Below are 21,725 nucleotides of genomic sequence, written 5' to 3'. Positions count from 1 at the left end.
TCGTACGAAACTACGGTTACCCTGCGACCATGTCTCCGGCAGCAACCACGCGCACCCCCGCCTACCGACGCCTCGGCGTCGAGGAGCGGCGTGCCCAGCTCCGCGAGGCGGCCCTCACGCTGTTCGCGCACCGTGCGCCGGAGGATGTCTCGCTCGACGACGTGGCGGAGGAGGCCGGCGTCTCCCGGCCGCTCGTCTACCGCTACTTCCCGGGCGGCAAGCAGCAGTTGTACGAGGCCGCGCTGCGCTCCGCCGCCGACGAGCTGCAGAAGTGCTTCGCCGAACCGCCCGCCGGACCGCTCACCGAGCGCCTCGGCCGCGCCCTGCACCGCTACCTCACCTTCGTCGACGAGCACGACACCGGCTTCAGCGCGCTCCTGCAGGGCGGCTCCGTCGCCGAGACCTCGCGGACGACGGCGATCGTGGACGAGGTGCGCCGGGAGGCCGCCGCGCAGATCCTGGCCCATCTGGGCGTCGACGAGCCCGGGCCGCGCCTGCGCATGATGGTGCGGACCTGGATCACCGCGGTCGAGGGCGCCTCCCTGATCTGGCTCGACGAGGAGAAGCAACCGCCCCTGCCGGAGCTGCACGCCTGGCTCCTCGACCACTTCATCGCCCTCACCACGGCGACCGCCGCCTCGGACGAGCAGACGGCGGGCGCCCTCAAGGACGCCCTCGCCCTCGAACGCCCCGACGGCCCGGCCGGCTCCCTGGCCCGCCGGGTCCTGCCCGTGGTCAGCGAGGCCGCCCACCTGCTCTGACCTTCGCACTCTCCGCGGGCCTGGGGGAGACTGGCCGCATGAGGAGCGAGGACACCCCCTTCGTCGGCGGCCCCCTGGACGGCAGGAAGCTGCCCGTCCTGACCGGCGCGACCGGCCATCCGCCGAAGGTGTACGAGGTTCCGGTGCCGGATCCGGACGGCGGATCCCCGACCGTCCTGGTGTACCGGCGGGTGCCGGCGGGTCACCCGCGGCGGCTCGGCCTCACGCAGGGATGGCGCTACGAGTACGACCCGTCCGGGCGGGCGGGCGGCGGCCTGAAATGGCCGTGGTCCAAGCCGAATCCGACGACCGGGACCGACGAGCCCCCGTCAAGCGGCCACTCCGGGGACACCCGGGACGAGTGACGGATTGGGGCCGCATCGCCCAGTTGTCGGGTGCTCGCATCATCACGCCGTTGCATGCTCCCCCTGTGGGGCGGAGGGCCTGACCCCGCGGCGGAGGTGATGACGTGTCAGTCGGACGGCTCTCCCTGGCCTGTACGGCGACGGCGGCGGCTGTGGCGATCTCCACCCTCGCCGCGCCGCCCACCGCGCGGGCCGTGCCCGGCCCCGGCGGGGAACGCTCGATCACCAAGCTCCTCACGGACCTCCAGACCCTCTACCGCAAGGCCGAGGAGGCGACGGAGGCGTACAACTCCGCCGAGGGGAAGCTGAAGACGAAGGAGACCGAGAACAAGAAGCTCGGCGACGAACTCGGCAAGGCCCGCCTGGCGCTGGGCGCCAGCCGAGCACTGGCCGGCCGCATGGCCCGCCAGCAATACCAGGGGGAGAGCCAACTCTCCGCGTACGTCCAGCTGTTGCTGGCCCGCAACCCCCGCACCGTGCTCGACCAGAGCCACCTCATCCGCCGGGTCGCGGCCGAACGCATGCGGACGCTCGACCGCCTCGCCGCAACCGAGCAGAAGGCGGACGACCTGGCCACCAAGGCCCGTAAGTCCCTGGACGCACAGCAGGTCCTCGCCGCCAAGCAGAAGAAGCAACGGGACGCGGTGGCCAAGCGCCTGAAGGCGGTGGAGAAGCTGCTCGCGGGCCTGAGCATGACCCAGCTCGCCGAGCTGCGAAAGCTGGAGGAGGCCGGAATGGCCGACGCCCAGCGCAAGTTCATGGCCTCGGGCGCCCTGAGCTCGGTCCGCGCCCAGGCCCCTTCGCAGGCCGGCGACAAGGCCCTGCGCTACGCCGTCCGCCAGATCGGCAAACCCTACGAGTGGGGCGCGGAGGGCCCGGCGACCTACGACTGCTCGGGCCTCACCTCCCAGGCCTGGACCCGGGCCGGCCACGAGATCCCGCGCACCTCCCAGGAACAGTGGGCAACACTCCCGCGCATCCCCCTGCGCGATCTCCGCCCCGGCGACCTGGTCATCTATTTCCCCAAGGCCACCCACGTGGCGATGTACCTGGGCGACGGCATGGTCATCCAGGCCCCCCGCCCCGGCGCCCGGGTCAAGGTCTCCCCGATCGCCTCCAACCCCCTCCTCGGCGCGGTCCGCCCCGACCCGGGGGGTACGGCCTTCACGGGGTACCAGCCTCCGAGGCTGCCGAAGGGTGCGATGGAGGGATCGGACCTGGGATACGGGTCGGCGACGGCCCCCATCAGCCCGTCCGGCGTTTGAGGACAATCTTTTGAAGCCGGCGGCAGCCTTACGGGAAGGGGCGGGGAGGGGCAAATATCAAGCGGAGGGCACCCGCAGAGCCGCCGCCATGACCTCCCGGGCCACGGGCCCCGCAATCCCACCCCCACTGATATCCGCCCGATCCGCCGCCGCGTCCTCGACCACCACCGCCACAGCAACCCCCGGCACCGGAGAACCCTCGGCCTGGGCCCACGAGATGAACCAGGCGTACGGCAGCCCCGAGTTGCCGACCCCGTGCTGGGCCGTGCCCGTCTTACCCCCGACCACCGCCCCGGGAATCGCCGCATTGCTGCCCGTCCCCTTCTCGACCACGCCGACCATCAGCTCGCGCAGCAGCGTCGCCGTACCCGGATTGAAGGTCTGCCGCAGCGATTGCGACGCGGCGGTCCCGATCGCGTTGCCCGCGGCGTCCGTGGTGCGCTCGACCAGATAGGGCGCCCGCAGATCACCCCCGTTGGCCACCGCCGCGGCGACCATCGCCATCTGCAGCGGCGTGGCCGTGGTGTCGTACTGCCCGATGGACGAGAGCGCGAGCTGCGCCTTGTCCATCGAGGTGTCGAAGTTGGACCGGGCCACGGGTGAAGGGATGCGCAGCGACCCGTCGTTGAAGCCGAAGCGCATCGCCGTGCCCGCCATCCCGCCGAGCCCGACCTCCACCCCCAGCTTCGCGAAGACGGTGTTGCAGGAGAACAGGAAGGCGTCCCGCAACGAGGCGTCGTCGCACCCGCGGGCGTCATTGACCAGATCGGTCGTGGTCCCCGGCAGCCGGTACGGCGAAGGCGACTTGGTCCGCGCGTCGACATCCGTGATCACCCCGGCGTCGAGCGCCGCCGCGGCCGTCACCACCTTGAACGCGGAGCCCGGCGGATACGTCTGCCGGATCGCCCGGTTCAGCATCGGCTTGCTCGGGGCCCCGTTGAGCCGCTGCCAGTTCCGCGCCACCGAGCGCTCGTTGCCCGAGAGCAGTTCGGGGTCGTACGACGGTGTGGAGACGAGCGCGAGGATCCGCCCGGTCGCCGGATCGAGCGCCGCCACCGCGCCCTGCTTCCCGGCGAGCCCGTCGTACGCCGCCTGCTGCACGGAAGGCTCGATGGTGGTGTGCACCGCCCCGCCGGGCTGCTGCGCGCGCGTGAAGTCCTCCCACAGGGGGAGTGGGGAGAGCAGCGGCGAGGTGCCGGCCAGGAGGCGGTCCTCGGCGGCCTCCAGGAAGGTCGTGCCGTACACCTGGGAGGCGAAGCCGGTGATGGGCGCGTACAACGGACCGTTCTTGTAGGTGCGTTCGAAGCGCAGCTGCTGCCCCGTGTCCTTCGATCCGGTCACCGGCCGCCCGCCGACCAGGATGTCCCCGCGCGGCTGGTCGTAGCGGGCGATCACCCCACGGCGGTTGGCCGCGTTGGCCCCGTACTCGTCGGCCTGGAACACCTGGATCCGGGAGGCGTTGACGAGCAGCGCCAGGATCAGCAGCAGACAGAAGGCGGCGGCCCGCCGGATGTAACGGGTCACGCCCCGTCCTCCCCGTACGCGTCGGGCGGCAGACTGCGGGCCGAGTCGCTGACCCGGATCAGCAGCGCCACGATGAGCCAGTTGGTGACCACCGAGGACCCGCCCTGCGCCAGGAACGGCATCGCCATGCCGGTCAGCGGAATCAGCCCGGTCACCCCGCCCGCGATCACGAACACCTGCAGCGCGAGGATCGAGGCGAGCCCGATCGCGAGCAGCCGCCCGAAGGGATCCCGCAGGGCGAGCCCCGCCCGGCACCCCCGCGCGACGAGCACCGCGTACAGCAGGAAGATGGCGGACAACCCCGCAAGTCCCAGTTCCTCTCCGGCAGTTGCGAGGATGAAGTCCGACTTGGCGGCGAACCCGATCAGGATGGAATGCCCGTCACCGAGCCCCGTCCCGAGCAGCCCGCCGGACGCGAACGCGAAGAGGGACTGGGCGAGTTGGTTGGGTCCCTCGCCCGCGTCGATCGAGGCGAAGGGGTGCAGCCAGTCCTCGACCCGGCGGTGCACATGGGGTTCGAGCGTGCCCACCGCGAAGGCCCCGAAGCCCGCGAGCAGCAGCCCCACGGCGATCCACCCGGTGCGCCCGGTGGCGACGTACAGCAGGATCACGAAGAGGCCGAAGAACAGCAGCGAGGTGCCGAGGTCCCGCTCCAGGATCAGCACGCCCACACTGGTCAGCCAGATCGCCACGATCGGCCCGAGCACCCGCCCGGTGGGCAGCTGCAGCCGCCAGATCCGGCGGCCGGTGTACGCGAGCGCGCTGCGGTTCGCCGCGAGATAGGCGGCGAAGAAGATCGCGAGCAGCACCTTCGCGAACTCGGCGGGCTGGATGGAGAATCCGTCGACCCGGATCCAGATGCGGGCGCCGTTCACGGCGGGGAAGAGGATCGGCACGACGAGCAGGACGAGCGCGCCGACGACACAGAGGTACGCGTACCGCTGCAGCACCCGGTGATCGCGCAGCAGCAGCACCGCCACGATGAAGAGCGCGACCCCGACCGTCGACCACACCAGCTGGGCCAGGGCCGCCTCGTGCTGCGGGGTCTCCTGGTCGAGGCGGTAGATCAGGACCAGGCCGAGCCCGTTGAGCAGCACCGCGATCGGCAGCAGCAGCGGATCCGCGCAGGGGGCCCGCAGCCGTACCGCCAGATGGGCGACAAGGGCGAGGAGCCCGAGCCCGGCGCCGTAGCCGGCGGCGCCGGGCGGGATCGCGTCGTACTTGGCCAGGCCCACGGCGAGATAGCCGTAGACGCTGAGCAGGACGGCGAGGACGAGCAGGGCGAGTTCGGTGCCGCGGCGGCGGGGCACGCGGACGGCGGGGAGGGGCGCTTCCGGCCGGCCGGTGACGCTCTTGACGTCGGCCGCCGCTCCGGTCATCCCCGTACCCGTCATGCCGGGGACCGTAGCAAGCCCTATAGGCTTTTATCCCGCTAAATCGCCGCAAACCACTTGTGTGGGCGACCCTTGCACGGAGCTCCGCGGGCCGCGCTCAACACCAGCGCGGCACCCGCCCGATGTTGTCGATGTACGCCGCCGAACCCCAGGCCCAGGTGCCGTCGGTGAGCAGGTACCAGAGCTCGTTGTTGTTGACCCAGTCGCCCCGTGACTTGCAAAAGATGTGCACGATCTCGCCGTACCCCCGCTTGCCGACGATCCGGCTGCCCCGCGTCGGCTTGTCCCGCAGCAGCAGCCCCGACTTCGCGGTGACCCGCCCGGTGTACGACGGCGGCGGGTTGCCCGGCGCCTCGGCGAGCGCCGGTCCGGCCGCGGTCAGAGCGGTGAGGACTGCTGCGGCGGTGCCTATCGCGAGCCGGCCGGTGATGGAGCGGGGTGAAGCCATGGGGCCTCCTTGGCGAATGCCGCGGCCGCCGCTCGAACGCGACGAGTGCGGCGCCTGGTGCGGCTCACGCTAAGAGCGGCCCCAGGTGATCGCAAAAGGTCACTCTGTGTGCGTACGAGAGGCGTCGTCGCCCGGTCCGACACCGGGAAGCCCCAGGTCAGCGGGGTCACTGGCCTGCGTCCCGCAGCCGGCCTCCGAGCCCTCGGCATAGGGCAGCGTCAGCTGTGCGAGCGCCCCGCCGTCCGGTGCGTTGCGCAGCTCCAGCGAGGCGCCGAGCACCTTCGCCTGGCCGACCGCGATGGTCAACCCGAGGCCGTGACCACGCGCGCCGCCCTCCGTGCGGAAGCGCTGCGGGCCGTGCTCGACCAGGTAGTCCGGGAAGCCGTCACCGTGATCGCGTACGGACACGACCGGCCCGTCGACCGTCAGGATCACCGGAAGGCGGCCGTGCTTGTGGGCGTTGGCGATCAGGTTCCCGAGCACCCGCTCCAGGCGCCGCCGGTCCGTCTCGACGCACACCTCGCGTACGACCCGGACCTGCGTCTCGGTCCCGGAGCCCCGCACCACCCGCTCGGCGAGCGGCGCCAGCGGATGGCAGTCCAACTCGACCTGCTCGCGCTGCGAGTCGAGCCGCGAGATCTCGAGGAGGTCCTCGGTCAGCGTCCGCATCGCCTGCACCCGGTCCCGCACCAGCTCGGCGGGCCGCCCCGGCGGCAGCAGCTCGGCGGCCGCGTGCAGCCCGGTCAGCGGCGTACGCAGCTCATGGGCCACATCCGCGGTGAACCGCTGCTCGCTCTCCAGCTTGCCCTGCAGCGAGGACGCCATGGTGTCCAGCGCTCCGGCGACCGCCGCGACCTCGTCCTGATGACGTGAAGGGTCCTTGGTGCGAGGGTCGTTGACGCGCGCGTCCAGGTCGCCGGCGCTGATCTTCCGCGCGACGGTCGCGGTCAGATGCAGCCGCCGCGTCACCCGCGTCACGGCGAACGCGCCGACCAGGAGCGTCGCGCCGATCGCGAGGACGGACGAGCCCGCGATGGCCCGGTCCAGGCCGTCGATGGTCTTGGCGCTCTGCGCGTAGTCGATCTCCGCGGCGATCGCCTGGCCGCCGTCCGCGGGGCCCGCGGCCCACATCGTCGGCCGGCCGTTGTCGTCGGCGACCATCGTGGCGCGCTTGCCGCTCACGGCGAGCTTGCGCAGCGACTCGGGCAGCCCCGGCGGGTCGACGCCCGCGCCCGGCGGCAGCCGGTCCCCGGCTTCGTACAACCGGGTGACGTCCTGCAGCTTGGTGAGCGCCTTGTCACGGGCGTTGCCGACGGTCTGGCCGGTCACCGCGACATGCACGAAGGCGCCGAGCAGCGCCGCGAGCGCACAGCACATGACCGTGATGAAGACCGCGGCCTTCCAGGTCAGCGTCGCGGTCCAGGCGGGCAGCCGTGGCCTCATGGCTTGGCCGCCGGAGCGCTGGGGGAGGAGCCGGGCCGCACGGGCGAGGGGGCCGGCTTCGGGGTCGGGCTGCCGCTCGGCAGCGAGCGGATGATCTCCATCCGCTGGGGGAGCAGCGCATGCTGGTCCGCGGACCAGGACCAGGCGTCGCGGTACTCGTAGCCGGGGATGTGGGCGGGCGAGCGGATGATGAGGTCGCGGCCCGCGAGCTCCACGCTGAGCACCGGCTGCGACATGCCCATGATCCGGATCAGCTTGCCCTGGTCGAGGCTGTAGACGCGGATGCCGATCGTGCCCTGTTCCTCACCGTCGAACTTGATGCCGACGATCAGCTCGTCCTTGCCGTTGCCGGTCAGATCCCGGTAGTACGCCTCCAGCACCGGGCACGCCTTGTCGTCCGCCTCGCCGGTGCACGCCTTGATGGCCTTGGCGGTCTGCTCGGGCAGCGCGTCGGGGCCGGTGTAGGTGTCCGGGTGGGCCTCGGCCTCGGCCTTGATGATGTCGAGCGGGTCCACGTTGTGCAGATCGGCCTTGGGTACGTCGATGCCCTTGACGACCTCGATCGTCACCTCGTTGAGGCCGCTCTCCTCGTCCGGCCGGGCCGGCTTCAGCTCCGGCCAGAGCCGGGCCGGGCCCACGGCGCTGGGCGTGGGCCCGCCGCTCTTGAGGCCGCCCGCATTGCCGCAGCCCGTCAGGGACAGGGCTGCGGCGAGCAGCGGGACGGCTGCTGCGGCCACGCGGCGTCGGGACACGACTGAGGCACTCCTTGCCTGCCGCGCCGATGCGCGGACGGCTTACTTCACGAGGTCGGCATAGAGAATGATGTTGTCGGTACGGTGGCCGCCTTCGAGGCCGCCGCCGCAGGTGAGGAGCCGCAGCTCGGCGCGGTTCGTCTCCCCGTACACCTTATTAGTGGGGAAGTCCTTCTTGTTCACCTGCTGAACTTCGCGGATCTTGAACTTGGCCGTGGAGCCGTCGGCCCGCGGGACGTCGATCTCGTCGCCGACCTTGACGTTCTTGATGTTCTTCATCAGGGCCGGGCCCTTGGCGGTGTCGTAGTGCGCGACGAGCACCGACGCCCCCTTCTCGCCGGGGGTCGGGCCGTCCTTCCACCAGCCGGGCTGATCGGCCTTGTCCACGGGGGGCACGCCCAGCTCGCCGCTCGCGTCGGTGGTCAGGTCGAGCATCGACTTGGAGTCGACGCCGGCCGAGGGGATCTTGAGGCCGGTCGGCTTGGACGCCTTCAGCGGCTCGGCCACGTTCTTGGCCTGGCTGGTGGCCGAGTTGTCGACCTTGACGTCGGGGCCGGGCTTGTCGCCGCCCTGGCCGCAGGCGAGCAGGCCGCCGCCGAGGGCGACGGTGAGCGCGGACGCGGCGACGACTCGGGAGGTGCGGGCCTTGCGGGACAGGGTGGCGGTGCTCACGGGGACTCCAGTGGGGGCGAGGTGGCGCAGGGGTGGCCGCCGGACGGACGGGGGTCCGCTCCGGCGGCCGGAGATGGGGGGAAGGGAGCGGCGGCCGCGGGGACGGCGCGGCTGCCGCAGGTCTGTGGGAGGTGGGGCTCCCGGTGCGGTCCGCTCTCGGTGCGGTCCGCTGCCGATGCGGTCAGCTGTCGGTACGGCCGCGGCGCAGCATCGCGAAGCCGAGGCCCGCGGCACCGGCGGCCGCCATGCCGCCGCCGGCGGCGAGCAGTGCGGGGTTGTCGCCGGACGTGACGCCTTCGGCACCGGCCTTGACGCCGCCACGGGGGGTCTTCTCGGCGGTGGCGACCCCCTTGCCGTGCTTCTTCTCGCCCTTGGCCTTGTCGCCCTTGTCGCCCTTGATGTCCTTGGCCGGAGTGGTGACCGAGGCGGACGGCGCGGGAGCCGGGGAGTCGGCGAAGGCGGCAGCGGCGGGCATCAGCAGGGCACCGCTGACGGCGCTGACGGCGGCGATGCGGACGAGGGTGCGGCGACGGGTGCTCACGAAAGTTCCTCACGGCTCGGCTGACGGGTCGTGCCGTGCGCTGTGCTCCGGCGACATATACGAAGCTAGGTGGCCGCCATTGCGGCAATTCGGCGGCTATGTAACAGCGGGCCATAGCTGTGCAGGCAGTGCCGTTACTGATTCAAAGTTCAAAGGGCTGAAAACGCTCGCACCCCACCACAACCGGGATATTGCCCCCGGCGTGCGGGCCTGCTCCCATGGTCTGGGGGTGATGCGGCATGGCCGGACTACGCGTCGTACCGACATGGCGGCACGGTCAGGAGCGCTACTACGTACTGCTGCCGGACGGCAGGAACATCGCCTGGTACGACCGCGAGGCCGGCCGCGTGAACCTGCTCGGCCAGGGCCGCCGCGAGGCGGTCCTCAGGGCGCTGGCGCCCTACCTCTCCGGTCCCGTCACCGTGGGCCCGCCCCCTGTGCCGACTCCCTCGGAACTCGTGGGCCTCAGCCTCCACCCGGACGACGACCTGGCCCCCAACCGCCCCGGCGAGGCCCTCCTGGTCGACCTCGACCGCGACCCGGCACCTCCCCGCAGGCTCCGCCCCGACCCACGACGCCGCGAACTGACGGCCGAACAGGCGGTGGGCGACGCCCTGGACCGCCTGGAGCCGGCGGGCTGGCGCATCCTGCACTCGCTGCCGCTGCCCGGCGGCGCCCGCATCCACCACCTGCTGATCGGCCCCGGCGGACTCTTCTGCGTCCACTCCCTCTACGCCCGCAAGCAGCGCGTCAGGATCGGCGACCCCCACATCACGGTGGGCCGAGCCGCCCCGACTCCCCTGCTCCGTCACCTGCGCCACCTCTGCGACCGCGCCTCGCTCGCCCTCACGGCGGAGACCACCCCGGTCCTGGCCCTGGCAGGCCCGGCCGAACTGGACATGGACACCCCGCCCAGGGCAACCCTCGTCGTCCAGGACGAGGACCTGACGGCCCTGGCCACGCTGGCCGGCGTACTGAAACCGGCCGACGTCGAGTCCCTCTACACCCACGCCCGAGATCGCCACGCATGGCTGAGGGTGTGAATTCCCGCCGGCCTCTGGTGTTCTTGGCCTTTGGGCCCCGCCTAGAGCGGCAAACGGAACCGGACCACAGCAACCGTCGCATGCCGAGTCGTCCGCTGCCGCACTTCGACCATCACCTCGGCGGGCACCGTCGTATACGTGATGTCCCCGAGCCCGATCGCATTGATCGGCGCCTCCCCGTCGGGCTCCGGCAACCGGGCGACCGCCTCCGCCCGCACCCCCGCCCCGAGCGGACTGGACAACACCGGGGCGTCGTCCCCCGCCACCACGACCACCAGCGCCTGCGGCCGGGCCCGGCTCCCGGTGAACCCCACGACCACCGCATCCCGGGTATCGCTGTGCCGCAGTTTCAGCCACGACCGCCGCCCGCTCGGATAGGGCTGGTCGACCCGCTTGATCACCAACCCCTCGATGCCACTGGCAGGCAGGGTCTCGTACCAGGTCAGAGCCACCGCCCGGTCCCGCGTCATCGGCACCGGCTGCAGCGGCGGCCCGAGCGGCACCAGCAGATCGACCAGCAGGGCCCGCCGCCGCTCGTACGGCAGCGCCCGCAGATCGGAACCCCCCAGCGCCAGCAGATCGAAGGCGGCGTACGAGGCGGGCCGCGTCCGCGCCAGCTCGGCCGCCCGTGCGGCGGTGGACGCGGCCCGCTGCTGCACGGCGGCGAAGTCGATCCGCCCGCCCGTCCACACGACCACCTCCCCGTCAAGGACGGTCCCCTCGGGAAGCTCCCGCGCGGCCTCGGCCAGATCCACGAAGGCGCTGGTCACCACCCGCCCGGACCGGGCCTGCAGATCGACCCCGGACCCCGCCGCAAGGACCACCATCCGATGCCCGTCGAACTTCGGCTCGTACGCCCACCCGTCCCCGTCCGGCAACGCGTCCACCGACTCCGCGAGCGCCACCCTGACCGGGGCCTCGACCGGTACCTTCGCCCCGGTCACCGATGCCCCCGGGGCAGCTTCCCGGCCCGGTTGAGATTGATCAGCGGCCCGAGCAGATCCCCGTGCTCCCGCAGCCGCGGCGCGATGTCCGTCGCGAGGAACACCAGGTCCTGCGGCGACGCACACCCCTCGACCTCGTCCCAGGTCACCGGCGCCGACACGGTGGGCAGCGGCCGCGCCCGCAGCGTGTAGGGGGCGGCGGTGGTCTTCGCGGCGGCGTTCTGGCTGTAGTCGACGAAGACCTTCCCGGGCCGCAGGCTCTTGGTCATCCGGTGCACCGCGAGCTCCGGCATCTCCTGCTCGGCCTCGACGGCCAGCTGTTTCGCGTACGCGGTGACCTTCTCGGAATCCGTCGGCTCCAGCGGAACCAGCACATGCAGCCCCTTGGACCCCGAGGTCTTGGCGTACACATGCAGCCCGTCCGCCTCCAGCCGCTCCCGCAGCCAGAGCGCGACCTCGCAGCACTCGACGATGCTCGCGGGCTCCCCGGGGTCGAGGTCGAAGACCATCCGGTCGGCCCGCCCCGGGGCGTCGGCCTGCCATTGCGGAGTGTGGAATTCGGTCACCAGATTCGCGGCCCACATCAGCGTCGCCATGTCCTGGACGACAACCTGTTTGGCCGTACGTCCCTCACTGCGCCGGGGCACGTCGGCGGTCCGCACCCAGGCCGGCGTCCCGGGCGGCACGTTCTTGGCGAAGAAGCGCTGGCCGTCGGGCCCGTCCGGAAAGCGGAGAAACGAAACGGGCCGGTTGTACAGATGCGCGAGCAGCGACCCCGCGGTGGTCGCGTAGTAATGCAGCACCTCACCCTTGGTGAAGCCGCAGGCCGGATAGAGCACTTTCTCCAGATTGCTGAGCGCCAGGCGCCGCCCCTCCACCTCTGTGATCGGCGTCATAAGATAAGAATCCCACGCATTCCGCCACTGATCCCTACTTAAGGGGCGAAACGTGCGATCCATATGGAACGGCGCCATCTCCTTCGGCCTGGTCAGCATCCCGATCAAGCTGGTGAACGCGACCGAGAACCACTCGATCTCCTTCCGCCAGATCCACACCTCGGACGGCGGCCGGATCCGCTACCGCAAGGTCTGCGAGCTGGAGGAGAAGGAGGTCACCTCGGCCGAGATCGGCAAGGGGTACGAGGACGCGGACGGCTCGATCATCCCGATCACGGACGAGGACCTGGCGGCCCTCCCGATCCCGACGGCCAAGACCATCGAGATCGTCTCCTTCGTGCCGGAGGAACGCATCGACCCGCTCCAGATGGACGCCGCGTACTACCTGGCGGCGAACGGCGTCCCCGCGGCCAAGCCCTACACCCTCCTGCGTGAGGCCCTGAAGCGCAGCCAGAAGGTGGCCATCGCGAAGTTCGCCCTGCGTGGCCGCGAACGCCTCGGCATGCTCCGCGTCGTCGACGACGTGATCGCCATGCACGGCCTGCTCTGGCCGGACGAGATCCGGGTCCCGGAGGGCGTGGCCCCGGACACCCATGTGACCGTCCGCGACGCCGAGTTGGACCTCGCGGACGCGCTGATGCAGACGCTGGGCGAGGTCGACATCGAGACCCTGCACGACGACTACCGGGTGGCGGTCGAGGAGATGATCACGACGAAGACCTCGGGCGGCACCCTGGCCCCCGCCCCCGAGGCGCCGGCGGGCGGCGGCAAGGTGATCGACCTGATGGCCGCGCTGGAGAACAGCGTGCGCGCGGCCCAGGCGGCCCGCGGCGAGTCCCCGGCGGACACGGACACGGATACGGGCGCGGTCGCCGAGGTGACCCCGCTCCCCACCCGCAAGGCGGCGCCGGCCCGCAAGGCGGCACCCCGCAAGACGGCCCCCGCGGCCCCGAAGGCGGTGGGCGGCAAGAAGTCGACCGCGGCGGCGACAAAGAAGACCGCCGCGAAGAAGACGGCGTCGACCAAGACGGCGTCAACCAAGACGGCGACGGCATCCACCGCGAAGAAGGCGTCGGCGAAGAAGACTCCCGCCAAAAAGAGGGCGTCGGCCTGACCCGAGCCACCCCTCCCGCCATGCCTCGTCAGCCGGACCGGATGGACACGGTTCGGTGACGCCCGGGAACCTTACGCCCAAAACACCCCCATGCAAACCACCACATTTCCGCCCCAATCCTTACGAACAGATGCTTGCCCGTACACAGATCCACTCCCGTCACCGCTCCGGCCCCTGACCGAACACCCCGGATGAGGCGCATACTGAGGTCAATGACGAAGTCACCCGCGCCCCGGCGCCACCTGGCCACCAGCCCCTTCAAAGCACCGGTAGTCCCGCCGGTGAAGCAGTTCGCCCTCGGCGACCGCGTCTCGCACGACCAGTACGGCCTGGGCAGGATCATCGGCATCGAAGAGGGCATCGCCACCCTCGTCGACTTCGGCTCCCGCCAGGCCCGCATCGCCAGCCCGTACACGGGCATGGACAAACTCTGACCGAGCGGCCTGTTCGCTCCCGACGCAACGCACGATGCCCGGCACGCGCGCGTGCTGGGCTGTGCACATGACGAACCTGCCGGCGTCCCGGACCGCCCTGTTGCGGCAGATGTACGAGGCCTTCAACGCCCAGGACCTGGACGCCCTGATCCCCGCCGCCCTCGCCCCCGACGTGAACTGGCCCAACCTCCTCGACCACACCCGCGCCCACGGCCACGAGGAGGTCCGGGCCTACTGGGCCCGCCAGTTCGCCGTCACGCACCCCCTCGTACGCCTGGAAGCCCTGCGCCCCGACCCCGACGGGCACCGCATCATCGCCACGGTCCTCCCGGGCCTGCGAGACGAGTCGGGCGACCACTGGTCCGAGTCGCCCGTCGAACACGTCTACACCTTCGGCGACGACGGCAAGGTGCGCCGAATGGACGTCCGCACCCCCTGATCCGCCCACCAAATACCTGTTCCTGGGCACCCCCTCCGAGCTGGTAGGGTTCTACCCGTCGCCACTCATTCGCGACGAACACGCCCCCGTAGCTCAGGGGATAGAGCAACGGCCTCCGGAGCCGTGTGCGCAGGTTCGAATCCTGCCGGGGGCACTTCGCAGCAAGTGCCCAAGACCCCGTAAACAGCGAAGACGCTGAGTGCGGGGTCTTCGTGTATGCGCGGTGCGGGCCGACTCTGGCGGCAAAGTACGGTGCGCTCATGCCTCCGTCCGAGTCCCCGCCCGCGTGCCCTGAGTGCGCTCGGCCCATGCGGTCCGGCGGTTTGGTGCTCTGCGTGCGCGAGGAAGACGGCAAGCGCACCTGCCGCGGCATCTGGAGGTGTCCTGGGCGGCATGCCTGGTGGCAGTGGGCCGACCGGCCGGGTGAGCCGCTGGAGGTCTGCTCGTACCCTCAACTCTTCGGCCGCTGAGGCTCGCTGCGTCCCTGGCAGGCGGGCCGGCAGGCCCGCCGGCTCACCCCGAACTCCCCACCGGCGGCGCCCGCCCAGCCACCTCCCGAGCCTCTTCGGGCGGCAGTCCGCGCATGCGCAGGATCAGGGCCGCCATCTGCTCGCCCGCCTCGGGGCCCGTGATCTCGCGGCGTATCGACTGCAGTTGCAGCGACCCGCGACTTCCTCGGCACCACCCCCCACCGGCCAGGCTCCGCCAGGTCCTCGCGGCCCTGAGGGAAGACAACGAACTCGATGCCGGCCGGCTGCGCGCACTCATGCGTGCGATGCGTGCATGAGCCCGGGCCCGGCCGGATCGCGTACCCCGCGGGGGGCGGAAGTGGGGAAAACCCGGACGCGACGGTGTGCGCGGACCTACTCTCGAGTTGTGCCAGGGGCGTCCGGCCGGGTGCTTGTTGTGGACGACAACAAGGTCATCCGGCAGCTGATCAGGGTCAACCTCGAGCTGGAGGGCTTCGAGGTCGTGACCGCGGCTGATGGTGTCGAGTGTCTGGAAGTCATCCATCAGGTCAGCCCCGATGTCGTCACCCTCGACGTGGTCATGCCCCGCCTCGACGGCCTGCGCACCGCCGCGCGCCTGCGCTCCGACCCGCGCACCCGGCACCTGCCGCTGGTGATCGTCAGTGCCTGTACGCAGTACGAGGTGGAGAGCGGCCTGGACGTCGGCGTGGACGCCTTCCTCGCCAAGCCCTTCGAGCCGGCCGAACTGGTCCGGATCGTCGCCCAGTTGAGGGAGCGCGGCCGCACCCCGGGCCTCGGCGGCGAGCAGCCGACGGGCCACACCGAGCGAGCGGGCCGCACCGGAGGCTAGTGCGGGGGCCCGCCCCGCCCTGTCCGCATCGCGAGAAGTCCCCGAAACCGGTTCGCCTACCCACCCCCCTCCTCGCCTACGCTTGTCCCGTGACCCCCGCCGATCTCTCCCGTACCGTGCTGCGCGCCGTGCGCCACGCTGTCGCGGAGGGCGAGCTGAGCGTGCCGGTCCCGGAACGGATCGTGGTCGAACGCCCCCGCCCGGGCGGTTCCGGCGACTACGCCACGAATGTGGCCCTGCAGCTGGCCGGTCCGGCCGGAAGCACACCCCGCGAGGTCGCCCGGCTGCTCACCGCCGCACTCGTACGCGAGCCGGGCATCGCAGCAGTCGAGATCACCGGCCCCGGTTTCCTCAGCATCACGTTGGAAGGCGACCAGCAGGTCTCGCTCGTACGCGACGTACTGAGCCGGGGCGAGTCGTACGGCCACACCGAGTCCCTTGCCTCTGAGCGCATCGAGCTGCGCATCCCGGACGAGACCCGGGCCCGGCTCGTCGCCGAGGCCGTCGCCCGCATCGCCGCCACTCAGGGTGCCACCACGGAGATCACCCACGCCGAGCCGGCGAATCTCCGCCCGGTCCCCGCGGACATCGAGGGCCTCGGCCCGGACGCCACCCGCTGGGCCCTGCTCCACCCCGCACCCCACGACCACCCCCGCCTCACCAAGGACCACCTGGTCCAGCGCGAGACCAACCCCCTCTTCCGCGTCCGCTACGCCCACGCCCGCACCCGGGCCCTCGGCCGCAACGCCGCCGACCTGGGCTTCGCCGCCACCCCCGGCGACGTAGGAGACGTACAAGAAGCAGCGAACCTGCTGGCCGCACTCGCCGACCACCCCCGCGTCCTAGAGGCCGCCGCCCGCCACCGCGCTCCCGACCGCCTCGCCCGCCACCTGGTCGCCACCGCCGACGCCTTCCTCGCCTTCCAGGGCGCCGTCCTCCCGCTCGGCGACGAGAAACCCGAGGCCGCCCACCGCGCCCGGCTCGCGCTCGCCGAAGCCGCCGGGACGGTGCTCGCAGGCGGCCTGTCCCTGCTCGGCATCACCGCCCCTGACTACCTGTGATCGCGAGAGAAACATGAGCCGTTCCGCACACCCCGCCGGGCCCCGGCACGCCGATGTCCTGCCCGAGGGGCACTACTCCGCGCCGCCCGCCGACCTCAACACCCTCGACGAGAAGGTCTGGTCGCGCACCGTCAGCCGCAGCGCCGAAGGCATCGCCACCGTCGGCGGCATCGAAGTGACGCGCCTCGCCGAGGAGTTCGGCACCCCCGCGTACTTCATGGACGAGGCCGACTTCCGCGCCCGCTGCAAGGCCTGGCGCGACGCGTTCGGTACCGACGCGGACGTCTTCTACGCGGGCAAGGCGTTCCTCTCCCGCGCCATCGTGAAGTGGCTGTACGAGGAGGGCCTGAACCTCGACGTCTGCTCCGGCGGAGAGCTCGCCACCGCGCTCAGCGCCGGCATGCCCGCCGAGCGCATCGCCTTCCACGGCAACAACAAGTCCGAGGAAGAGATCGAGCGCGCCGTGAGCGTCGGCGTCGGGCGGATCGTCCTCGACTCCTTCCAGGAGATCGTCCGCGTCGCCCACATCGCCGACCGGCTCGGCAAGCGCCAGCCCGTGCAGATCCGCGTGACGGTCGGCGTCGAGGCGCACACCCACGAGTTCATCGCGACCGCGCACGAGGACCAGAAGTTCGGCATCGCGCTCGCGGGCGGCCAGGCCGCGGAGGCCGTACGCCGCGCCCTCAAGCTCGACGGCCTCGAACTCATCGGCATCCACAGCCACATCGGCTCCCAGATCTTCGACATGGCCGGCTTCGAGGTCTCCGCCCGCCGCGTCGTCCAGCTCCTCGCCGAGGTCCGCGACGAGCACGGCGTCGAGCTGCCCGAGATCGACCTCGGCGGCGGCCTCGGCATCGCGTACACCAGCGACGACGACCCGCGCGAGCCGCACGAGATCGCCAAGGCGCTCGGCGAGATCGTGACGAGGGAGTGCGAGTCGGCGGGGCTCAGCACCCCGCGCATCTCGGTCGAGCCGGGCCGCGCCATCGTCGGCCCGACCGCCTTCACGCTCTACCGCGTCGGTACGGTCAAGCCGCTCGAAGGACTGCGGACGTACGTCTCCGTCGACGGCGGCATGTCCGACAACATCCGTACCGCGCTCTACGACGCCGAGTACTCGGTCGCCCTCGTCTCGCGCACCTCGGACGCCGAGCCGATGCTCGTCCGCGTCGTCGGCAAGCACTGCGAGAGCGGCGACATCGTGGTCAAGGACGCCTTCCTGCCGAGCGACCTGGCGCCGGGCGACCTGATCGCGGTGCCCGCGACGGGTGCGTACTGCCGCTCCATGGCCAGCAACTACAACCATGCTCTTCGCCCGCCCGTCGTAGCCGTCAACGACGGTGCGGCCCGGGTGATCGTCCGGCGCGAGACGGAGGAAGATCTCCTGCGTCTCGATGTCGGGTAATGAAATTCACGTCTCAGAATCCGGACGAGGGATAGAAACCCCGTTCCGGTGGGTGAGACTGGACCAACCGTAGAAGTACCGAGAAGTGAGGTCGGATGATGCGTACGCGTCCGCTGAAGGTGGCGCTGCTGGGCTGTGGAGTCGTCGGCTCTGAGGTGGCCCGCATCATGACGACGCACGCCGACGACCTCACGGCGCGCATCGGTGCCCCGGTCGAACTGGCCGGGGTCGCCGTGCGCCGCCCCTCGAAGGTCCGCGAGGGCATCGACCCCGCGCTGATCACCACTGACGCGACCGCCCTGGTCAAACGGGGCGACATCGACGTGATCATCGAGGTCATCGGCGGCATCGAGCCCGCCCGCACCCTCATCACCACCGCCTTCGAGCACGGCGCCTCGGTCGTCTCCGCGAACAAGGCGCTGCTCGCCCAGGACGGCGCGGCCCTGCACAAGGCGGCCGAGGACCACGGCGAGGACCTGTACTACGAGGCCGCCGTCGCCGGCGCCATCCCGCTGATCCGCCCGCTGCGCGAGTCCCTCGCCGGCGACAAGGTCAACCGGGTGCTCGGCATCGTGAACGGCACCACGAACTTCATCCTCGACAAGATGGACTCGTCGGGCGCCGGCTACCAGGAGGCCCTCGACGAGGCCACCGCCCTGGGGTACGCCGAGGCCGACCCGACCGCCGACGTCGAGGGCTTCGACGCAGCCGCGAAGGCCGCGATCCTCGCCGGCATCGCCTTCCACACGCGCGTACGCCTCGACGACGTGTACCGCGAGGGCATGACCGAGGTGACCGCCGCCGACTTCGCCTCCGCGCGCCGGATGGGCTGCACCATCAAGCTGCTCGCCATCTGCGAGCGCGCCAGCGACGGCGAGTCCGTCACCGCGCGCGTGCACCCGGCGATGATCCCGCTCAGCCACCCGCTGGCCTCCGTGCGCGAGGCGTACAACGCGGTGTTCGTGGAGTCGGAGGCCGCCGGACAGCTGATGTTCTACGGTCCCGGCGCGGGCGGCGCCCCCACCGCGTCCGCCGTCCTCGGCGACCTGGTGGCCGTCTGCCGCAACAAGCTCGACGGGTCCACCGGACCCGGCGAATCGGCGTACACCCGCCTCCCCGTGAGCCCCATGGGCGAGGTCGTCACGCGCTACCACATCAGCCTCGACGTGGCCGACAAGCCGGGCGTGCTCGCCCAGGTGGCGACGGTCTTCGCCGAGCACGGCGTATCGATCGATACGGTCCGTCAGTCGGGGAAGGACGGCGAGGCCTCCCTCGTCGTCGTCACCCACCGCGCGTCCGACGCGTCCCTGTCCGGGGTCGTGGAGGCGCTGCGCAAGCTCGACACCGTGCGGGGTGTCGCCAGCATCATGCGTGTTGAAGGGGAGTAACCAATGACCGCCACCCGGACCGGCGCCCATCAGTGGCGCGGGATCATCGAGGAGTACCGCGACCGTCTGCCCGTGAGCGAGACGACGCCCGTGGTCACGCTCGGCGAGGGCGGCACTCCGCTCGTACGCGCAGAGGTCCTCTCGGAGCTCACCGGCTGTGAGGTCCACCTGAAGGTCGAGGGCGCCAACCCGACCGGTTCCTTCAAGGACCGGGGCATGACCATGGCGATCTCGAAGGCCAAGGAGGCCGGCGCGCAGGCCGTCATCTGCGCCTCCACCGGCAACACCTCGGCCTCCGCGGCCGCGTACGGCGGCAAGGCCGGCATGGTCAGCGCCGTCCTGGTGCCCTCGGGCAAGATCGCGATGGGCAAGCTGGGCCAGGCCCTGGTGCACGGCGCGAAGATCCTGCAGGTCGACGGCAACTTCGACGACTGCCTGGTTTTGGCGCGAAACTTGTCCGAGAACTACCCGGTGGCGCTCGTCAACTCGGTCAACCCGGTGCGCATCGAGGGCCAGAAGACCGCCGCGTTCGAGATCGTGGACCGCCTGGGCGACGCCCCGGACATCCACGTCCTGCCGGTCGGCAACGCGGGCAACATCACCGCGTACTGGAAGGGCTACAAGGAGTACGCGGCCGACGGTCTGGCCACGCACACCCCGAAGATGTGGGGCTTCCAGGCCTCCGGCTCGGCCCCGATCGTGCGCGGCGAGATCGTCAAGGACCCCTCGACCATCGCCACCGCGATCCGCATCGGCAACCCGGCCTCCTGGGCCTTCGCCGAGGCCGCGCGGGACGAGTCGGGCGGCTTCATCGACGAGGTGACGGACCGTCAAATCCTTCGCGCCTACAAGCTGTTGGCGTCCCGCGAGGGCGTCTTCGTGGAGCCCGCCTCGGCCGCGTCGGTCGCCGGTCTCCTCAAGGCGACCGAGGACGGCAGGCTCGCCAAGGGCCAGCGGATCGTCTGCACGGTGACCGGAAACGGCCTCAAGGACCCCGACTGGGCGGTCGCGGGAGCCCCGCAGCCCGTCACGGTCCCGGTCGACGCGGCCGCCGCGGCGGAGCGTCTCGGCCTCGCCTAGGCCGAATACCGCCATTCCTTAGCGGGGTAAATCCCCCCAAGCCTGTGCAGGGGTGCACAGGGGGCTTGCGACACGCATCGTGCGCCTCCTGTGCGCCCTATGTCGCCACAGAACCTTCCTTCGATAGGCTGTACCGAACCCGCCCGCCGCATATGCCATTCGTCGGCGGCCAGCGCCGCCCGCAGCGGCCTTCGGGTGTTCGCACGTCTAGCCGTACCTCTTGCGAAACCTCTACACATTCGCAGCTCAACAAGGAGAGTCATCGAGCGATGGCCGGTCCCGCCTTCCGCGCCGCCGCCGTCAGGGTGCGCGTCCCCGCCACCAGCGCCAACCTCGGCCCGGGCTTCGACGCCCTGGGCCTGTCGTTGGGGCTGTACGACGACGTCGTCGTCCGGGTCGCAGACTCCGGGCTGCACATCGACATCGCGGGAGAGGGCTCCGAGACCCTCCCGCGCGACGAGAAGCATCTGCTCGTACGTTCCCTGCGCACGGCCTTCGACCTGCTCGGCGGACAGCCGCGCGGCCTCGAGATCGTCTGCGCCAACCGCATTCCGCACGGCCGCGGCCTCGGCTCCTCATCTGCCGCCATCTGCGCGGGAATTGTGGCCGCGCGCGCGGTGACGATAGGCGGCGACGCCAAGCTCGACGACGAGGCGCTGCTCGAACTCGCCACCGAGATCGAGGGGCACCCCGACAATGTCGCGCCCTGTCTGCTCGGCGGCTTCACGCTCGCCTGGATGGACGGGGGAGCGGCGCGGGCCATCACGCTGCAGCCCGCGGATTCCATCGTTCCGGTGGTCTTCGTACCGGGTAAGCCGGTCCTGACCGAGACGGCCCGCGGCCTGCTGCCGCGCCACGTCCCGCACGTTGACGCCGCGGCCAACGCCGGCCGGGCGGCCCTGCTCGTCGAGGCCCTGACCAGGCGCCCCGAGCTGCTGCTGCCCGCCACCGAGGACAAGCTGCACCAGGAGTACCGCGCGCCCGCCATGCCGGAGAGCGCCGCCCTGGTGGAGCGCCTGCGCGCGGACGGTGTCCCCGCGGTCATCTCCGGCGCGGGCCCCACGGTCCTCGCGCTGGTCGACGACAGTACGGCCGACAAGGTCGCACAGCTTGCGGGAGAAGGGTGGGCGGCCAATCGCCTGGCCCTTGATTCCGTGGGAGCGAGTGTGCTGCCGCTTGCGCAGTGACACACGGATGCCGGAGTAGGAGAGGGGGAATGTTTGTTGGATCCGGTAGTGTTAATCTCAAGTCTGCACCCGACGCCTACATGGCGTGGTGCTTCGTGTCCCCGCCACCATATTGAGCGCAGCCGTGAATGGCGTGGGACAAAACCCCTCTTCCGGGAGCCCCCCAATCTGCTTCGTGCCTTGCACTGAGCGGTGTCGAGCACGCTCCGGAATTGACGTGACCGAGCCCAGTGACACAGCACTTCTGGT

22 protein-coding genes and 1 tRNA gene are annotated in these 21,725 nt (G+C 71.2%); 14 read left to right on the top strand and 9 right to left on the bottom strand.

Features of this window, described 5'->3' with window-relative positions; translation table 11 throughout:
* Positions 1–29 precede the first annotated feature (29 nt).
* The 3 genes from OG430_RS17510 (at position 30) to OG430_RS17500 (ending at position 2,391) form a co-directional block, all read left to right on the top strand.
* The gene (locus OG430_RS17510; protein ID WP_327353448.1) at positions 30–761 is read left to right on the top strand and encodes a TetR/AcrR family transcriptional regulator; all 732 of its coding nucleotides are present in this window, start codon (positions 30–32) and stop codon (positions 759–761) included.
* Between the two features lie 38 nt (positions 762–799).
* Positions 800–1,126: a hypothetical protein gene (locus OG430_RS17505; RefSeq protein ID WP_327353447.1), complete on the top strand. Its 327-nt coding sequence runs from the start codon at positions 800–802 to the stop codon at positions 1,124–1,126.
* 104 nt (positions 1,127–1,230) lie between these two features.
* Positions 1,231–2,391 (top strand): C40 family peptidase, encoded by a 1,161-nt coding sequence (locus OG430_RS17500; RefSeq protein WP_327353446.1) that lies wholly within the window; start codon positions 1,231–1,233, stop codon positions 2,389–2,391.
* Between the two features lie 57 nt (positions 2,392–2,448).
* Here OG430_RS17500 and OG430_RS17495 read toward each other — a convergent pair whose 3' ends face one another.
* The 7 genes from OG430_RS17495 to OG430_RS17465 all read right to left on the bottom strand — a co-directional run bounded on the left by OG430_RS17495 (position 2,449) and on the right by OG430_RS17465 (position 9,165).
* Entirely contained in the window at positions 2,449–3,915 is a 1,467-nt protein-coding gene (locus OG430_RS17495) for a penicillin-binding transpeptidase domain-containing protein (protein WP_327353445.1), read from the bottom strand.
* On the bottom strand, positions 3,912–5,309 hold the full coding sequence (locus tag OG430_RS17490) for an FtsW/RodA/SpoVE family cell cycle protein (protein ID WP_327353444.1): 1,398 nt from the start codon (positions 5,307–5,309) through the stop codon (positions 3,912–3,914). The genes OG430_RS17495 and OG430_RS17490 overlap by 4 nt, the downstream gene beginning before the upstream one ends.
* A gap of 97 nt (positions 5,310–5,406) precedes the next feature.
* Positions 5,407–5,757, bottom strand: coding sequence for an SH3 domain-containing protein (locus OG430_RS17485; RefSeq protein WP_442816506.1), 351 nt, complete (start codon positions 5,755–5,757; stop codon positions 5,407–5,409).
* A 99-nt stretch (positions 5,758–5,856) separates the two neighbouring features.
* Positions 5,857–7,200 carry a HAMP domain-containing sensor histidine kinase gene (locus OG430_RS17480; protein ID WP_327353443.1) on the bottom strand — a complete coding sequence of 448 codons (1,344 nt, stop codon included), beginning with the start codon at positions 7,198–7,200 and terminating at the stop codon, positions 5,857–5,859.
* Positions 7,197–7,952 carry a hypothetical protein gene (locus tag OG430_RS17475; RefSeq protein ID WP_327353442.1) on the bottom strand — a complete coding sequence of 252 codons (756 nt, stop codon included), beginning with the start codon at positions 7,950–7,952 and terminating at the stop codon, positions 7,197–7,199. Before OG430_RS17475 ends, OG430_RS17480 begins: the two co-directional genes overlap by 4 nt.
* Before the next feature lie 42 nt (positions 7,953–7,994).
* Positions 7,995–8,624, bottom strand: coding sequence for a class F sortase (locus tag OG430_RS17470; RefSeq protein ID WP_327353441.1), 630 nt, complete (start codon positions 8,622–8,624; stop codon positions 7,995–7,997).
* A 181-nt stretch (positions 8,625–8,805) separates the two neighbouring features.
* The gene (locus tag OG430_RS17465) at positions 8,806–9,165 is read right to left on the bottom strand and encodes a hypothetical protein (protein ID WP_327353440.1); all 360 of its coding nucleotides are present in this window, start codon (positions 9,163–9,165) and stop codon (positions 8,806–8,808) included.
* Between the two features lie 239 nt (positions 9,166–9,404).
* On the opposite strand from OG430_RS17465, the gene OG430_RS17460 reads away from it, so the two are divergent.
* Positions 9,405–10,208 (top strand): nuclease-related domain-containing protein, encoded by an 804-nt coding sequence (locus tag OG430_RS17460; protein WP_327353439.1) that lies wholly within the window; start codon positions 9,405–9,407, stop codon positions 10,206–10,208.
* Between the two features lie 41 nt (positions 10,209–10,249).
* On the opposite strand, the gene OG430_RS17455 is transcribed toward OG430_RS17460, so the two are convergent.
* Positions 10,250–11,152: an ATP-dependent DNA ligase gene (locus tag OG430_RS17455; RefSeq protein WP_327353438.1), complete on the bottom strand. Its 903-nt coding sequence runs from the start codon at positions 11,150–11,152 to the stop codon at positions 10,250–10,252.
* Positions 11,149–12,048 carry a non-homologous end-joining DNA ligase gene (gene ligD / locus OG430_RS17450; RefSeq protein ID WP_327353437.1) on the bottom strand — a complete coding sequence of 300 codons (900 nt, stop codon included), beginning with the start codon at positions 12,046–12,048 and terminating at the stop codon, positions 11,149–11,151. Before ligD ends, OG430_RS17455 begins: the two co-directional genes overlap by 4 nt.
* Positions 12,049–12,100: 52 nt before the next feature.
* Here ligD and ku point away from each other — a divergent pair, with 52 nt between their 5' ends.
* The 10 genes from ku to thrB all read left to right on the top strand — a co-directional run bounded on the left by ku (position 12,101) and on the right by thrB (position 21,476).
* Complete coding sequence (ku, locus tag OG430_RS17445; protein WP_327353436.1) at positions 12,101–13,162, top strand: non-homologous end joining protein Ku; 1,062 nt, start codon at positions 12,101–12,103, stop codon at positions 13,160–13,162.
* A gap of 212 nt (positions 13,163–13,374) precedes the next feature.
* Entirely contained in the window at positions 13,375–13,596 is a 222-nt protein-coding gene (locus OG430_RS17440; RefSeq protein ID WP_327353435.1) for a hypothetical protein, read from the top strand.
* A 67-nt stretch (positions 13,597–13,663) separates the two neighbouring features.
* The gene (locus OG430_RS17435; protein ID WP_327353434.1) at positions 13,664–14,035 is read left to right on the top strand and encodes a nuclear transport factor 2 family protein; all 372 of its coding nucleotides are present in this window, start codon (positions 13,664–13,666) and stop codon (positions 14,033–14,035) included.
* 82 nt (positions 14,036–14,117) lie between these two features.
* Positions 14,118–14,189 (top strand) — tRNA-Arg (locus OG430_RS17430).
* Between the two features lie 629 nt (positions 14,190–14,818).
* Complete coding sequence (locus tag OG430_RS17425; RefSeq protein WP_327353433.1) at positions 14,819–15,355, top strand: response regulator; 537 nt, start codon at positions 14,819–14,821, stop codon at positions 15,353–15,355.
* Between the two features lie 89 nt (positions 15,356–15,444).
* Positions 15,445–16,416 carry an ArgS-related anticodon-binding protein NrtL gene (gene nrtL / locus OG430_RS17420; RefSeq protein ID WP_327353432.1) on the top strand — a complete coding sequence of 324 codons (972 nt, stop codon included), beginning with the start codon at positions 15,445–15,447 and terminating at the stop codon, positions 16,414–16,416.
* Between the two features lie 13 nt (positions 16,417–16,429).
* Positions 16,430–17,821, top strand: coding sequence for a diaminopimelate decarboxylase (gene lysA / locus OG430_RS17415; RefSeq protein ID WP_327353431.1), 1,392 nt, complete (start codon positions 16,430–16,432; stop codon positions 17,819–17,821).
* Positions 17,822–17,916: 95 nt separating this feature from the next.
* A complete protein-coding gene (locus OG430_RS17410) occupies positions 17,917–19,209 on the top strand; it encodes a homoserine dehydrogenase (protein WP_327353430.1) in 1,293 nt (430 codons plus the stop codon).
* 3 nt (positions 19,210–19,212) lie between these two features.
* A complete protein-coding gene (thrC, locus tag OG430_RS17405; protein WP_327353429.1) occupies positions 19,213–20,289 on the top strand; it encodes a threonine synthase in 1,077 nt (358 codons plus the stop codon).
* Between the two features lie 269 nt (positions 20,290–20,558).
* Positions 20,559–21,476: a homoserine kinase gene (gene thrB / locus OG430_RS17400; RefSeq protein ID WP_327353428.1), complete on the top strand. Its 918-nt coding sequence runs from the start codon at positions 20,559–20,561 to the stop codon at positions 21,474–21,476.
* Positions 21,477–21,725: the final 249 nt, after the last annotated feature.

The organism is Streptomyces sp. NBC_01304, assembly GCF_035975855.1.
Taxonomy (GTDB): Bacteria; Actinomycetota; Actinomycetes; order Streptomycetales; family Streptomycetaceae; genus Streptomyces.
Note: the sequence above shows the minus strand (reverse complement) of the source record. Positions and strands in the feature narration are given on the sequence as shown.